12 protein-coding genes are annotated in these 15,058 nt (G+C 70.1%); 4 read left to right on the top strand and 8 right to left on the bottom strand.

The features are described 5' to 3' along the window. Positions 1-57: 57 nt before the first annotated feature. Complete coding sequence (locus E1295_RS05445; protein WP_132628555.1) at positions 58-1,131, top strand: DNA polymerase IV; 1,074 nt, start codon at positions 58-60, stop codon at positions 1,129-1,131. A 257-nt stretch (positions 1,132-1,388) separates the two neighbouring features. Here E1295_RS05445 and E1295_RS05440 read toward each other — a convergent pair whose 3' ends face one another. The 6 genes from E1295_RS05440 to E1295_RS05415 form a co-directional block, all read right to left on the bottom strand. Continuing rightward, positions 1,389-1,598: a ubiquitin-like protein Pup gene (locus E1295_RS05440; protein WP_132332266.1), complete on the bottom strand. Its 210-nt coding sequence runs from the start codon at positions 1,596-1,598 to the stop codon at positions 1,389-1,391. Between the two features lie 281 nt (positions 1,599-1,879). Then, positions 1,880-3,394 (bottom strand): depupylase/deamidase Dop, encoded by a 1,515-nt coding sequence (gene dop, locus E1295_RS05435; protein ID WP_132332267.1) that lies wholly within the window; start codon positions 3,392-3,394, stop codon positions 1,880-1,882. An 86-nt stretch (positions 3,395-3,480) separates the two neighbouring features. Continuing rightward, positions 3,481-4,560 carry an acyltransferase family protein gene (locus E1295_RS05430; RefSeq protein WP_246079860.1) on the bottom strand — a complete coding sequence of 360 codons (1,080 nt, stop codon included), beginning with the start codon at positions 4,558-4,560 and terminating at the stop codon, positions 3,481-3,483. Between the two features lie 67 nt (positions 4,561-4,627). Further along, on the bottom strand, positions 4,628-5,743 hold the full coding sequence (locus E1295_RS05425; protein WP_220448550.1) for a pyridoxal-phosphate dependent enzyme: 1,116 nt from the start codon (positions 5,741-5,743) through the stop codon (positions 4,628-4,630). Between the two features lie 141 nt (positions 5,744-5,884). Then, on the bottom strand, positions 5,885-7,648 hold the full coding sequence (gene arc, locus E1295_RS05420) for a proteasome ATPase (protein WP_132628552.1): 1,764 nt from the start codon (positions 7,646-7,648) through the stop codon (positions 5,885-5,887). A 204-nt stretch (positions 7,649-7,852) separates the two neighbouring features. Further along, a complete protein-coding gene (locus E1295_RS05415) occupies positions 7,853-8,704 on the bottom strand; it encodes a tRNA (adenine-N1)-methyltransferase (protein ID WP_132628551.1) in 852 nt (283 codons plus the stop codon). 55 nt (positions 8,705-8,759) lie between these two features. Between E1295_RS05415 and E1295_RS05410 the strand changes: the two genes are divergently transcribed. Further along, positions 8,760-9,869 (top strand): GNAT family N-acetyltransferase, encoded by a 1,110-nt coding sequence (locus E1295_RS05410; protein ID WP_132628550.1) that lies wholly within the window; start codon positions 8,760-8,762, stop codon positions 9,867-9,869. Positions 9,870-9,985: 116 nt separating this feature from the next. Continuing rightward, entirely contained in the window at positions 9,986-10,483 is a 498-nt protein-coding gene (locus E1295_RS05405) for a hypothetical protein (RefSeq protein ID WP_132628549.1), read from the top strand. A 287-nt stretch (positions 10,484-10,770) separates the two neighbouring features. On the opposite strand, the gene E1295_RS05400 is transcribed toward E1295_RS05405, so the two are convergent. Further along, positions 10,771-12,279, bottom strand: a complete 1,509-nt coding sequence (locus tag E1295_RS05400; RefSeq protein ID WP_132628548.1) for an FHA domain-containing protein — start codon at positions 12,277-12,279, stop codon at positions 10,771-10,773. A 340-nt stretch (positions 12,280-12,619) separates the two neighbouring features. After that, complete coding sequence (locus tag E1295_RS05395; protein WP_132628547.1) at positions 12,620-13,756, bottom strand: site-2 protease family protein; 1,137 nt, start codon at positions 13,754-13,756, stop codon at positions 12,620-12,622. A 186-nt stretch (positions 13,757-13,942) separates the two neighbouring features. On the opposite strand from E1295_RS05395, the gene E1295_RS05390 reads away from it, so the two are divergent. Then, the gene (locus tag E1295_RS05390) at positions 13,943-14,803 is read left to right on the top strand and encodes a RecB family exonuclease (RefSeq protein ID WP_132628546.1); all 861 of its coding nucleotides are present in this window, start codon (positions 13,943-13,945) and stop codon (positions 14,801-14,803) included. Positions 14,804-15,058: the final 255 nt, after the last annotated feature.

Raw genomic sequence — 15,058 nt, 5'->3', positions numbered from 1 at the left:
GCCCACGGGCCGCCCTGCGCGGCGGCCGTCACGAACCCAGCGGCCATACTGGACACCATGGCCACCAGGTCCGTCCGCGACTGGATCCTGCACGTGGACCTCGACCAGTTCATCGCCGCGGTCGAGCTGCTGCGCCACCCCGAGCTGCGCGGCAGGCCCGTCGTCGTGGGCGGCACCGGCGACCCCACCCGCCCCCGCACCGTGGCGGCCACCGCCACCTACGAGGCCCGCGCCCACGGTGTCCGCTCCGGCATGCCGCTGCGCACGGCGCAGAGACGCTGCCCTGAAGCGGTCTTCCTGCCCAGCGACCCACCGGCCTACGAAGCCGCCTCACGGGAGGTGATGGCCGTGCTGCGCGCGTTTCCCGTACGTGTGGAGGTCTGGGGCTGGGACGAGGCCTTCGTCGGCGCCGCCACGGACGATCCTGAAGCGCTCGCGGCGGACCTCCAGCACGCCGTGCTCGCCCGCACCGGGCTGACCTGCTCCGTCGGCATCGGCGACAACAAACACCAGGCCAAGCTCGCCTCGGCCTTCGCCAAGCCGGCGGGGGTGCACCGGCTCACCGGCGACGACTGGGCCGAGACCATGAACCACCGCTCCACCGACGCGCTGTGGGGCGTCGGCGCCAAGACCGCGAGAAAGCTCGCTGCTCACGGCGTGCACACCGTCGCCCAGCTGGCCGCGGCCGACCCGGCCGAGCTCGCCCGGCATTTCGGCCCCACCAACGGCCCCTGGCTGCGTTATCTCGCCCTCGGCAAGGGCGAGGCCGAGGTCGTCACCACACCGTGGATCGCCCGCGGCCACAGCCGCGAGACCACCTTCGAGCACGACCTCACCGACAGGGGCGACATCGCCCACCACGTCGCGACGCTCGCAGGGCGCGTCGCGCGGGACACCATCGACGCCGGCCGCCAGGCGACCCGCGTCACCGTCAAGGTGCGCTACACGCCTTTTCTCACCCGCACCCGCCAGGCCACACTTCCCGCCGCCACGGCGGACCCGGCCGCCATCACCCGGACGGCCCTCACCGTGCTCGGCCGCTTCGATCTCGACCGCCCCGTGCGCCTCCTCGGCGTCGCGGTCGACTATGCCATGCCGGACGACCAACCCACCCTCGACCACCTGGACTAGAGAACAGCCCCGAGCTTCCTTGCTCCGCGAAGAGCGGCGCCGTGCTCGCCCGGCCGGGCGAGCACGCGCTCGCAGTCGTCCTGGTGGTGCCGTGACGGTAGGCAAGCGGGTGGCCGCCGAAGAGACTTTGCCGCGCGCCCGTCGGGGCTGCGCTAGGTGAGCCCGGACCGGGCGAGGGCCATGGCCTCACCACGGTCCGGGCAGGTCGTCGTTCGGTACGGCGTTTCCACCCGAGTCATCCTTAACGTGCTGTCGTCCTACTCCCCACCCTTTTGGACATAGCTCCGTACGAATTCCTCGGCGTTCTCTTCGAGAACTTCGTCTATCTCATCCAGGATCGAGTCGACATCGTCGGTGAGCTTCTCCTGCCGCTCCTGAACGTCCGGCGCCGCCGAGGCCTCGGTCTCCTCAACTTCGGCCTCGCGCCGACCTGCCTGCTTCTGGCCGCCGGTGTCCTTGGTTGCCATGTCCTACCTCCGTCTGGGGGACTGCCTCTCCTGCATATCTTCCCCGAACCGGGCGACATTTCGCGCCGATCATCCAGCGATCTTGCGGGGTTGACCAGATAGTAGAGCTACCCGATAGCGGGACACCCGCTCCCACAGAAGGTTGAGATGTCCCCTTTGTCCCTGAGTGTGGCTAATGTGGTCCTCGTCACACTACCGCCGCAGGGTCTCTGTCGTCGCTTCTGATGCGGAACGTTCCAGGCTACCCCGTCCGCCCCTGGGCAGACCCGCGCGATGCGTGCTCAGTCGCCGCCGGTGAGCGCGGCGACGAGGTCGGCGGCCGTACGGCAGCGGTCGAAGAGCTCTCCGACGTGGGCCTTGGTGCCGCGCAGCGGCTCAAGGGTCGGCACCCGCTGCAGCGACTCCCTGCCCGGGATGTCGAAGATGACGGAGTCCCAGGAGGCGGCGGCGACGGCTTCGCTGTACTGGCTCAGGCAGCGGCCGCGGAAGTAGGCCCGGGTGTCGGTGGGCGGGTGCTCGACGGCCCGCTGCACTTCTTCCTCGGTGACGAGGCGCTGCATGCGCCCGCGGGCCACGAGGCGGTTGTAGAGGCCACGGTCGGGACGGATGTCGGAGTATTGCAGGTCGACGAGCTGGAGCCGGGGATGGGACCAGGCCAGGCCGTCGCGGCTGCGGTAGCCCTCGAGGAGTTCGAGCTTGGCGACCCAGTCGAGCTCGCCGGCGAGCTGCATCGGGTCCTCGGCGAGGCGGGTGAGCACGGACTCCCAGCGGTCGAGGATGTCCTTGTTCATCTCGTCGTGGGCGGTGCCGCGTTCCTCGACGTATTTGCGGGCCTGCTCCAGGTATTCCATCTGAAGCTGGATCGCGGTGAGCTTGCGGCCGTCACGCATGGGGATCTCGTAGCGGCAGCCGGGGTCGTGCGAGACCGCCCGCAGCGCCTGCACGGGATTGTCGACGGCCAGGTCGCGGGTGAGGAAGCCGTCCTCGATCATGGCGAGGACGAGCGCGGTGGACCCGAGCTTGAGGTAGGTCGAGATCTCCGACATGTTGGCGTCGCCGATGATCACGTGCAGCCGGCGGTATTTCTCGGGGTCGGCGTGCGGTTCGTCCCGGGTGTTGATGATCGGGCGCTTGAGCGTGGTCTCGAGCCCGACCTCGACCTCGAAGAAGTCGGCCCGCTGGCTGATCTGGAAGCCCTCGCCGCGGGAGTCCTGGCCGATGCCGACCTTGCCGGCGCCGACGACGACCTGCCGGGAGACGAAGAACGGGGTGAGGTGCCTGACGATGTCGGCGAACGGAGTGGCCCGCCGCATCAGATAGTTCTCGTGGCAGCCGTAGGAGGCGCCCTTGGCGTCGGTGTTGTTCTTGTAGAGCTGGATCGGGGCGTTGGACGGGATGGCCGACGCCCTGGTCGCCGCGTCGTACATGACCCGCTCGCCCGCCTTGTCCCAGATGACCGCGGCCCGTGGGTTGGTGCATTCGGGCGCGCTGTACTCCGGATGGGCGTGGTCGACGTAGAGCCGGGCGCCGTTGGTGAGGATGACGTTGGCCAGGCCGAGGTCCTCGTCGGTGAGCTGCGTGGGGTCGGCCACCTCCCGGGCGAGGTCGAACCCGCGCGCGTCGCGCAGCGGGTTCTCCTCCTCGAAGTCCCACCGTGCCCTGCGCGCGCGGGCCGCCGAGGCGGCCAGGTAGGCGTTCACGACCTGTGAGGAGGTCACCATCGCGTTGGCGCCTGGCTGACCAGGTACGGAAATGCCGTACTCGGTCTCGATGCCCATCACCCGACGCACCGTCATGCAACACCCTCTGTTCGTCCGGGTCTGTCTATCCGCCGTTTATATGCCCGAGCCTATGCCCTTCACAGTGCCCCGAGGCCACAAGGTTATGGCACCGACGCCTTTTCAACCTGTACGACGGGAGCTGACGCGGTATGCCGTGCCTTGCGCGGCTTGAGGAGCCGCTGGACAGGACGTTCGGCAAAGACATGGACGAGATAGGACAGGACGATCGCGACCAGCGTCGCGGTCACGGCGACGGCCCAGGGGGGAAGGTCCTCGACCAGCACGGGGATGAGGGCCACCGCGACCACACCATGGAACAGGTAAAGCGGGTAAGTGACCCCGCCCAGCGCGGTGAGCGCACGCGACGGCCTGAGCCTGAGCAGGCCGAGGGCGACCAGGGCCATCACGGCGAAGATCAGGGTGATGGTGATGATGACGCTGACGTCGGTGACGGGCATGTTCTTGAAGCCGGCGGCCTCGACGCGGCTGTGCACCCGCCCGAGCGCGGCGTTGATCGACAGACCGTACCCGCCGGCCACGTACAACCAGGGCAGCCAGGCGCTGCCGTGCTTGTGAATGAGGTACAGGGACATGCCGGCCACGAAGTAGGGGGCGTAACGCGGCATCACGATCTCGTCGAGCAGGTCGTTGCCGAGCAGTTCCGCGCCGAGCGCCGCGACCAGCCAGACGCCCGCGAAGACCAGCACGCGCCGGTACGTCACGCCGATGATCACGAGGATCGCCATCAGGAGGTAGAACCGGAGCTCGGCCCAGAGCGACCAGTAGACGCCGCTGGCGTCGGTGACCTTGAACAGCCGCTGGAGCATGGTGGCGTTCACCAGGTATTCGCCTGGTGAAAGTTTTGGGTTGAGCGCCTTGGCGCCGGTGATCGCGTAGAGGGCGGCGACGGCGCCGAGACTGAGCCAGTACGCGGGATAGAGCCGGACGAACCGGGACCTCGCGAAGCCGCCGAGCCCGCGGCCCCAGACGGTCATCAGGATGACGAACCCGCTGATGATGAAGAACAGTTCGACACCCAGGATGCCTAACCCCGCGACGGGTGCCAGCGCCGGGAACAGTTCGGCGGGCCTGTCCCCCCAGACGGAGGCGTACGCGACGAGGTAGTGGAAGGCGACGACGGCCAGGGCGGCGATGAATCGCAGGAGGTCGAGCTCGGCCAACCGGCCGTCCCCCCGGACTTGCTTCGGCCGGTTGGGTGAATGCACGCCCCTTTGACGTAGTAGTCGATCATTTCGGTTCCACCGTCCCCTCTGTTCCCACCAGCAACACGTGTGAGCGGTCGTCGACGCCGAGCGCGTCGCGGGAGGCGTCGCCGAGTTCGAGCAGCCCGGCGGCGCCGGCCGCGCCGCACGGCGACAGGGCCACCCCGTGCCCGGCCAGGAGCCGTACCGCGGCGTCCGCCTGCTCGTCCGTGATCGTCATGTAGAGGTCGGCGAGGTGGGACAGCAGGCGGTGGGCCACGAGCGAGGGTTCGAGGCAGTCGAGCCGGCCGAGCGTGGTGTGCCCGCCGCCGACGCGGACGGGCTTGCCCGCGCGGGCGCTCTCCAGCAGGCAGGGCGCCCCCTCGGGCTCGACGACCACGACCTTGGGCTGCTCGCCCCAGCGGTCCCGTACGTACGCCGCCGCCGCGGCGGCCAGCCCGCCCACCCCCGCCTGCACGAACACGTGCGTGGGCGCCTCCAGGGCCCCTGCCGGGCCGTGCACGGGGTCGTGAACGGAGCCGCCGATCGCCTGATGTCCGGCGGGTTCCGCGGAGAACCGCAGCGCGCCGGGGTCGGTGAGTTCGTCGAAAAGGACCGTGTAGCCGCGCATGACGTCCAGCGGGACGGCGGTGTAGCCCTCCCACGAACTGTCGGAGACCAGGCGCCACCCGTGCTCCTCGGCGGCGTGGAGCGCGGCGGCCATGCTGTCGTCGTAGTGGCGGCCGCTGCGCCGCACCTCCGCGCCGAGCGCCCGCAGCCGCCGCTCGAACGCCTCGGGAACGTCCTCGCTCAGATAGATCACGCACGGCACCCCGGCCTCCGCCGCGCCGGCGGCGACGGAGATGCCGTGGTTGCCGGCGCTGGCGCACACGAACGCGGGCCCTTCCGGCTCGCGTTCGGCCATCAGGCGCACGGCGTAGGCGCCGCCGAGCGCCTTGAAGCTGCCCAGCCCCATGCGCAGGCTCTCGTCCTTGATGTGCGCGGCGGCCGTGCCCGCGAACCCGTGGACGGTGTGGACGGGCGTCGGCCGGTAACCCGGCAGCCCGGCGAAACGGGCGCGCGCCCGGCGGGCGTGCCCGGCTCCGATGAGCGCGCGATCCTGGGCGGTGTACGGGGCGCGCGCGGGATTGAGGTACTCCATGATCGCCATGCTAGGCAGGGCCCGCGCCCGTCACCGGCAGGCGAGCCGCCATGGCGGCCGCGGCCGTTCCGCGCCGGAGGGCGGCCGCAGATGCGGGAGGGCCGCGCGGGTCTCCCGCGCGGCCCTCCCGATCAAGGGGTGTTACAGGTATTGGCCGGTGTTGGCGACGGTGTCGATGGACCGGCCGGCTTCGGTGCCCTGCTTGCCGGAGACCAGCGTGCGGATGTAGACGATCCGCTCGCCCTTCTTGCCGGAGATGCGGGCCCAGTCGTCGGGGTTGGTGGTGTTGGGCAGGTCTTCGTTCTCGGAGAACTCGTCCACGCAGGCCGTGAGCAGGTGCTGCACCCGCAGGCCCTTCTGGCCGGATTCGAGGAACTGCTTGATGGCCATCTTCTTGCCCCGGTCGACGATGTTCTGGATCATCGCGCCGGAGTTGAAGTCCTTGAAGTAGAGGACCTCCTTGTCGCCGTTGGCGTAGGTCACCTCGAGGAAGCGGTTCTCCTCGCTCTCGGTGTACATGCGCTCGACGACGCTCTGGATCATGCCCTGGATGGTGGCCTCACGGGAGCCGGAGTGCTCCGTCAGGTCATCGGGATGCAGAGGCAGGTCAGAGATGAGGTATTTCGAGAAGATGTCCTTGGCCGCCTCGGCGTCCGGCCGCTCGATCTTGATCTTGACGTCCAGGCGGCCGGGCCGCAGGATCGCCGGGTCGATCATGTCCTCGCGGTTGGAGGCGCCGATGACGATGACGTTCTCCAGGCCCTCGACGCCGTCGATCTCCGACAGCAGCTGAGGGACGATGGTGTTCTCCACGTCGGAGGACACGCCCGAGCCTCGGGTGCGGAAGATCGAGTCCATCTCGTCGAAGAACACGATCACCGGGGTGCCCTCTGAGGCCTTCTCGCGGGCTCGCTGGAAGACGAGGCGGATGTGCCGCTCGGTCTCACCGACGTACTTGTTGAGCAGCTCCGGGCCCTTGATGTTGAGGAAGAAGCTCTTGCCGGACTGGCCGGTCTTCTCCGCGACCTGCTTGGCCAGGGAGTTGGCGACGGCCTTGGCGATGAGCGTCTTGCCGCAACCGGGCGGGCCGTACAGCAGCACGCCCTTCGGGGGACGGAGTTTGTGCTCGCGGAACAGGTCGGCGTGCAGGTAGGGCAGCTCGATCGCGTCCCTGATCTGCTCGATCTGCCGCATGAGACCGCCGATCTCCTCGTAGGAGATGTCGGGAACCTCTTCGAGCACGAGCTCTTCGACTTCGGACTTGGGTATGCGCTCGTAGACGTAGCCGGAACGAGGTTCGAGCAGGAGCGAGTCGCCCGCCCTGATGGGCTGGCCGACCAGCGACTCGGCCAGTCGCACGACGCGCTCTTCGTCGGCGTGCGAGATGACCAGGGCCCGCTGTCCCTCGTCGAGCAGTTCTTTGAGCATCACGATCTCGCCGACCTCTTCGTAGCCGAGGGCTTCGACCACGTTGAGCGCCTCGTTGAGCATGACCTCCTGGCCACGCCGCAGCGAAGCGACATCGACGGCGGGGCTGACGTTCACCCGGAGCTTGCGCCCTCCGGTGAACACCTCGATCGTGCCGTCTTCTCGGGCCTCCAGGAAGGTGCCGAAGCCGGATGGCGGCTGCGCCAGCCGGTCGACCTCCTCCTTGAGGGCGACGATCTGGTCCCTGGCCTCCTTGAGTGTGGCCACCAGGCGTTCGTTCTGGCCGGTCACGGCCGCCAGATTGGCCTGTGCCTCATGGAGACGTTCTTCGAGGACCCTGGCCTGACGGGGTGACTCGGCCAGCTTCCGCCTCAGCGCGGTGATCTCCTCCTGGAGGAAGGAGACCTGTGTTGAAAGATCAGCGACCTCCCGTTCGCGCTGCGCGGCTCGAGCCTCAGCATCATCGCGAGCTGCCACGCCCCGTCACCTCCTTCCCAGTCGAGGGCGACTACTAAGGACCTTACCTATCTCGGGCCCCTCCGTAACCTGGCCGGGCAGTGTTCGTCGTGTGACATTCAGTATTCGGTGATTAATCCCCAATAGTGCGTTTAATACTCCCAGCATATGAACACGGCCCTCTGTTCCCGTGTCACGCACCAACGCACCCTCGTGGCCAAATTGTCATAGTTCTTCAGTCGTCCCCTTCGGTCGTCGACGGCGCGGCGGTGGTGTCACGCCGTCGGCCATGCGGCGGGCGGTGACGAGGAACCCGGTGTGGCCGATCATCCGATGATCCGGTCTCACCGCGAGCCCTTCGACGTGCCAGTCGCGAACCAGGGTCTCCCACGCATGTGGCTCGGTGAAACACCCATGATCGCGAATGACCTCGACCGTCTTGGACATCTGGGTCGTCGTGGCGACGTAGCAGCAGATCACGCCGCCCGGCGTGAGCGCCTTCGCCGCCGCGTCGACGCATTCCCAGGGAGCGAGCATGTCGAGGATGACGCGGTCGACGTCGACCTCGTCGATGGAGACCACCAGGTCGCCGGTGACCAGGCGCCAGTTGTCCTCCATGGGGCCGCCGTAGAACTTCTCGACGTTCTTGCGCGCCACGTCGGCGAACTCCTGGCGGCGCTCGTACGACGTCACGTGGCCCTCGGGGCCGACCGCGCGCAGCAGGAAGCAGGTCAGCGCCCCGGAGCCGACGCCGGCCTCGACGACCCTCGCGCCGGGGAAGATGTCGGCCATGCCGACGATCATCGAGGCGTCTTTCGGGTAGATGACGGCCGCGCCGCGCGGCATGGCCAGCGTGTAGTCCTGCAACAGATGGCGGAAGGCGAGGTAGGCGGTGCCGCCCGAGGAGCGCACGACCGAGCCTTCAGGCTGCCCGATCAGCTCGCTGTGCGGGATGGCGCCCTTGTGGGTGTGGAAGACGCCGTCCTCCTTGAGCGTGATCGTGTGGCGCTTGTTCTTGGGGTCGGTGAGCTGCACCTGATCCCCCGCCTGGAAAGGCCCATGCCTGCGGAAACCCATGGCGGCAAGGTTATAGGGCTTTCGAGCGGGTCATGACGCGCGATAAGTATGGGTGATGCTCCCGCGCGACGTGATCTCCACCGGTGCCCTGATTCTGCGGCCGCCCACGGAGCCGGACACCGAGGCGATCGTCATGACCTGCGACGACCCGGTGACGGCCAGGTTCCTGCCGCTGCTGCCCTCCCCCTACCGGACCGAGGACGCGCGCGAGTACCTCGGCAGGGCCGCGGCGACGTGGCGGGACGGCGGCGCGGAGTTCGCGATCACCGAGAACGGCCGCTACGCCGGCTCCATCGGCGTCACGCCGCCGGACCGCTGGGGCGTGACCCGGATCGGCTACCTGGTGGCGCCGTGGGCCCGGGGCAAGAACGTCGCCGCCACGGCGGCCAGGGCCGTCACCGACTGGCTCTTCGACCACGGGGTGCGCCGGGTCGAGCTGCAGACCGAGGTGGAGAACGTGGCGAGCCTGCGGGTGGCCGGCAAAGCGGGCTTCCGTGAGGAGGGACGCAGGCGGGACGCCAAGCGGCTGCGCGACGGCCGGTACGCCGACTTCGTCACGTTCGGCCGGCTGCCCGGCGACGTCAGGGTGGCGGAGCCGTACCTTCCGCTCTTCGACGGCGGGGAACTGGGCGACGGGGTCGTGGCGCTGGAGCCGCTGGCCGCCGAGGACGCCGCGGACTTCCACCGGATGATGGCCGAGCCGAGCGTGGCGGCCTACTCCGTGGGGCCGCCGGCCACGCTGGAGGAGAACGAACGGCGCTGCCGCTACACCGGCTACTGGTGGGTGTCGGGGCAGCGTGTCGAGCTGGCGGTCAGGGACGCGGCCTCGCGGGCGTTCGCGGGGCATGTGCAGCTGACGCAGGTCGTCCCGGCACTGGGCCAGGCGATGATCGGCTACTCGCTGGTGCCGGAATACCGGAAGAAGGGGCTCATGACGCGCGCGGTGCGGCTGCTGGTGGACTGGGCGTTCGCGAGCACGGCCCTGCACCGGATCGTGGCGGGCACCGAGGCGGGCAACACGCCCTCGCAGGCGGTGCTGGAACGGGCCGGGTTCAGCCGGGAGGGCGTGCACCGTCAACTGTTCCCGCAGCCGGACGGCACGTGGGCCGACGACGTGGCCTGGGCCCGCCTGCGGCCGGCCGAGCCCTCCGGCGGGAAATTCTGATTTCCTGTTGAGGGCTGGTCAAGGGGATCGTCCAGGGCGATAGTCAGGGCACCCGCACGTGAGGGTCGCGTGATCGGGGTACGCGATCTCACCCTCTCCCCCCGAGGGGCGCCGCGATGCCATACGACCGTGCCGACGTCGCCATGCGCGAGCTGATCGCCGTCTTCTCCTGCCTGGAGGCGGCGAACCTGATCGACCGGCTGGCACGTGCGGCCGCCGGCGTCGCGGGCACCGCGAACGCGGGATTCGTCCAGGTGGACGTGCTGCGCCGGCACGCCTGCTCGCTCCACGTGCACACCCCGCCGGGCGATCCGCTGCGCGTGCGGCGCTGGCTCACGGAGTCGGGCGTGATGAAGGAGCTCGTGGCGTCGACGGCGACGGTACGGCTGGCGCGCGACGTGTCGGTGGGCGAGCCGGGGTTCCTGTCCATGCCCGTGCCGATGACGACACGCGACTTCACGTACCTGTGGGTGGCAGGGCGCGGGTTCAGCGACGGCGACGAGCACCTCGTGAGCCGGTTCGCCACGGCGGCGGGACGGGCTCTGGAGGCCGCCGGCGGCCTGGAGGCGGCGGTGCGCATGTTGCGCGGGGTACGGTCTTTCCGGCCGCTCTAGCGGCGCGGGCCCCCTTATCGCGCGGGGACAATCCCGAGGTTACGGACGACCGGTTGCGGGCCCAATGGAGGCGGGAAACGGTGCCGCGGCGGGTTCTCGGGCCCGCTGCCCGTGAAGATCCTTCGCCTTTTCCCCGGCTTTTGGGCAGAGCGGCGCTTTTCGCGTATATAGCCCTATAAACCTGTGCGCCGCGGCCGGAATGCCCGGCGTGGCCGCCGTTCCCGGCGTACACGCCAGGACGCCCGCGCCCTCGGTGAGGGCGCGGGCGTCCGGCGACGAGGTGTCCGTCAGCCCCGGTGGGCTTCGAAGCGAAGGGTGCGGGACACGCCCACCCGGACGGTCGTGCCCGGCGCGATGGTGACGGGCTCGTTGGGCGGGATGTCGTAGAAGTTGGGGTCACCGGGCGGCTGGATCTGAGTGCCGTTGACCGAGCCGAGATCCACCAGGTTGACGTCCCAGCCGTCCAGCGCCACACGCAGGTGCCGCCGGGAGACCGAGCCGTCGGGGCTGGTGACCTTGGCCGGCCTGGCGTTGCCGCCGGCCACCTCCGGCGCGCGTTCCGGGTCGCGGCCGAGGAGGTAGTCGCTCTCCAGGGGCAGCGCCGTGCCGTCGTCGAGGACGAGCACCCCGAGCGAGGGCCGCGGCCCTTTGTAGGGAACGAGGGTGCGCTGGACCAGGGCGATGCCGCAGACGGCGCAGTAGGGCACGCGGGGGTCGTTGAAGTGGTCGTTCTTGCAGTCGACCCCGTAGACCAGCGGCCGGTCGCCGTGGTCGCCCTGCTGCTCCTGCTGCTGGGGCGGGCCCGGCTGGTCGTAGTGCTCCTGCGGGCCGGGCCCGGGCGGAGCGGGCTGGTCGTAGTGGTCGGGCGGCCCCATGTGCTGGCCGGCCTGCTGCTCGGCGCCGCTGCCCTGATGCGGCTCGTCGTAGGAGGGGAACTGCTGCTGCGGCTCCTGCAGGGGCGGCGGCTGGTCCTGCGGCGGACCGAAGGGGGACTGCTGGTCGTGGGGAGGACCGTAGGGTGGCTGGTCGTGCGGCGGACCGTAGGGCGACTGCTGCTCCGGGGGCGAGCCGTAGGGCGACTGGTCCTGCGGCGGGCCGTAGGGGGCCGGCTGGTCCGGGGGCGTCATGTAGGACGGCGGCTCGACCGGCTGCGGACCCGAGTGGGGGCCCGGTTGCGGGCCCGAGCCCGCCTGTGGCTGGTCGGCCAGCGGGTAGGGAGGTCGCTCGACCGGCTGCTGCGGGGGCGGCTGGATGAGATCGGGCTCGACGTGGATGCCGGTGGCGGGCATCTCGCTGGTGAGCGGCCTGGACACGGCCGAGGGCTGTTCGGAGAAGTCACCCACGAGACCGCCGCCGTGCACGACGCCGCCGTCGAGCCGGACCGCGGGGTGCGGGCTGCCGGCACCGGGCAGGCTCAGCTCGACGCGCTCGACGGTGCCGGTGACGAGCCGGTCGGCCCACGTCAGCGAGTCGCTGCCGGCCAGCCGCGTCTCGCCTCCAGGGGTGCCGATGGTGGCCGCCGCCGAACCGCTGACCAGGACGGCCACGCCGTCGCCGACGGGGCCCGCCACCGCGCAGGTGGCCGGGTCGCCCGCCATGTTGGCCGCGAGCACCTGGGCGGCACGCCGGGCCAGCGCCCGGCCGTCCCCGCCTGACGAGGCCGTCGCGCGCAGCGCCTCGAGCAGGTCGTCGGCCGCGGACTCGCCGGCGTCGCACACGAGCAGCAGCCCGCCCTCGTAGGCGACCAGCCCATTTCCAGGAAGCGGACGCACCACTCCGAAGCCTTGGTCGGTCATGCGTCCTCCCTCATGACGACCGTGCTGCGCTCATTGGTGCCCTCGCTGCGCTCGGTCACTCAACTCTCCTCCCCGGAAGCCGGCGGTGTTACGGCACCCGCACTGCCGTGCTGGTCACCAGCCATACGTACCCCGACGACGAGGCCGCGTCGCGGCCCCCTCGTCTCGATTCGGTGAACCGGTCGACCGCGGCAAACCCCTCAACTGTGCAAGTCTGGCCAAACAGCACACTATCGGCCTGTCGTCACATCGCAGAAATCGCCAGAGTCGGCTCCGGCCCACCCCGAAACTGCTGGACACGACCCTAGCTGTGGGCTGCCGCTTAAACGAGTGGGACAAATCAGACGCCCGTGAAGACCCGGTTGACGTCTGCCGTGGCCAGCACGCCGTAGATGTCGCCGCCGCGCTCCACGAGCAGGTATTCGCTGCCTGGCGCCTCGCGCATGGCGTCGATGAGGGGCTCGCCCTCCAGATCGGCGGCGAGCACCATGTCGGGCTCCAGCGACTTGGCGAGAGAGGCGACGTTGACCCAGGGGCGGCGGTGCTCGGGCGTGGCCTGGACGGCGGCCTCGCTGACGATGGCGAGGGGCTTGCCTTCGTGGTCGACCACGACCATGGCGCCGGCCCGGCGTTCGCCCGCCTGCCTCAGCGCCTCGGACAGCGGCGTCTCGGCGCTCACAGGGATGGCCCTGCGCGCGAGCGTGCGGGCGTTGACCTGGGGGATCCTGGCGCGGATCTTGGCCACGCGCAGCGACTGGCTGGCGCCGAGCCAGATGAACATGGCCAGCACGATCGGCCACAGCAGGTCGGTCAGGTCGAGCTCGCGCCCGTCGGACATCGTCGTCGCGACCGGCACGACGACGAGGAGCACCGCCAGCACCCGGCCGCCCCAGGCGGCGACGACGGTGCCGGAGCCGGGATTCTTGGTGAGCTTCCACACGCCGGCCCGCAACATCCTGCCGCCGTCCAGCGGCAGCCCCGGCAGCAGGTTGAACACGCCGACGATGAGGTTGGCCACCCACAACTGCCAGACGAGCGCCTCCGGGATGCCGCCGTCGTTGACCACGTAGACGTCGGCGGCCAGCCCGAGCCCGCCCAGGGCCAGGGAGAGCGCGGGGCCCGCGGCGGCCACCAGGAACTCCTTGCCCGGTGTCGGCGGCTCCTTCTCGATCTCGGAGACGCCGCCGAGGAAGTAGAGGGTGATCCGCCGGACCGGCAGGCCGTAGGCCTTGGCCAGCACGCTGTGGGCCAGCTCGTGCAGCAGCACCGAGACGTACAGCAGCACCGCGAACACGAACGCGACGGCGTACGCGGCCGTGTCGCCGAGCTCGGGCAGCATGATCTGCATCCTCGGCCCGACGAGCATGGTGATGAAGGCCGCCACGATGAACCACGTCCACGAGACGTACACCGGAATGCCGAACGGCTTCCCCATCCGGATGCCGGAGAACTCCTGTCGCGGGCTCTGCTCGCTCACCGCACTCCTTGACGTCCTCGCCGCGGGGGAACCTGATCACCGCGCCCGGCCGGGGGGCCGGGCCGCGGTCCGTGTCGCGGAATCCCGTTGGCACGTGCTGTTGCTGCCTCGATGCTACGCGCCGGATCACGTGATCCTCGTTTCGCGGGCGTTATTCTGTCGGGCTCTTGACCTAGAGTGCGGTGCATGACATTGACCGAACCGGCGATCATCGGAGCTCTCTCCCCGTCCCGGGCGGGCGATTTCATGACATGTCCGCTGCTCTACCGCTTCCGGGTGATCGACCAGCTCCCCGAGAAGCCGTCGCAGGCGGCGGTGCGCGGCACGGTGGTGCACGCGGTCCTGGAGCGCCTCTACGACCTGCCGGCGCAGCGGCGTTCCGTGAGCGCGGCGCTGGAACTGCTGGAGCCGCAGTGGCGGCGGCTGCTCGACGACGACCCGCAATACGGCGAGATGTTCGCCGACGAGGCCGAGCAGGCCGAATGGCTCGCGCAGGCGCGCGACATGCTGGAGCGCTACTTCAGGCTGGAGGATCCTACGCGGCTGGAGCCGGCCGAGCGGGAGCTCTACGTCGAGGCGGTGCTCGACGGAGGGCTGCTGTTGCGGGGCTACGTCGACCGGCTCGACGTGGCGCCGACCGGCGAGGTCAGGGTGGTCGACTACAAGACGGGCAGCGCTCCGGGGCCCGACTTCGAGGCCAAGGCCTTATTTCAGATGAAGTTCTACGCCCTCGTGCTGTGGCGGCTGCGCGGTCAGGTGCCCCGGCTGCTGCAGCTGGTCTACCTGGGAGGCCAGGGCGAGGTGCTGCGCTACGCGCCCGACGAGGCCGACCTGCTGGCCACCGAGCGCAAGGTGATGGCGTTGTGGGCGGCGATCGAGCGGTCGCTGAAGTCGGGCGAGTGGCGGGCGCGGCGCAGCCGGCTGTGCGACTGGTGCGACCACCAGGCGTTGTGCCCGGAGTTCGGCGGCACCCCGCCGCCGGTGCCCGACCGCCAGCCCGGCGACACCGTCCGCAGCAGCCGCCGCGCAGCCACCGACGAGCTCTGACCCCACGCCCCGGACCGCCGCCCGCCCACGGGACACACGAGCGACGGTGCCGGGCCGTACCGGTCCGTGCCGGGCCAAGCGGCGCGGGGTGCTAGGGACGGGGCGGCGCGGGCCCACCCGGACCAGCCTGGACCGGGACAAGCCCCACCCCTGGAGCGGCACGGACCCAGTCCGGAGCGGCGCGGGGCGGTGAGGGGTGGCGTCGCCGTAACTGTCCTCATGGTCGTCGCGGGAGGGTCCGCCTTTGGATCGGCG

Source organism: Nonomuraea mesophila (assembly GCF_004352805.1).
GTDB classification, from domain to species: domain Bacteria; phylum Actinomycetota; class Actinomycetes; order Streptosporangiales; family Streptosporangiaceae; genus Nonomuraea; species Nonomuraea longispora.
This window is presented reverse-complemented; position numbering and strand designations above follow the sequence as displayed.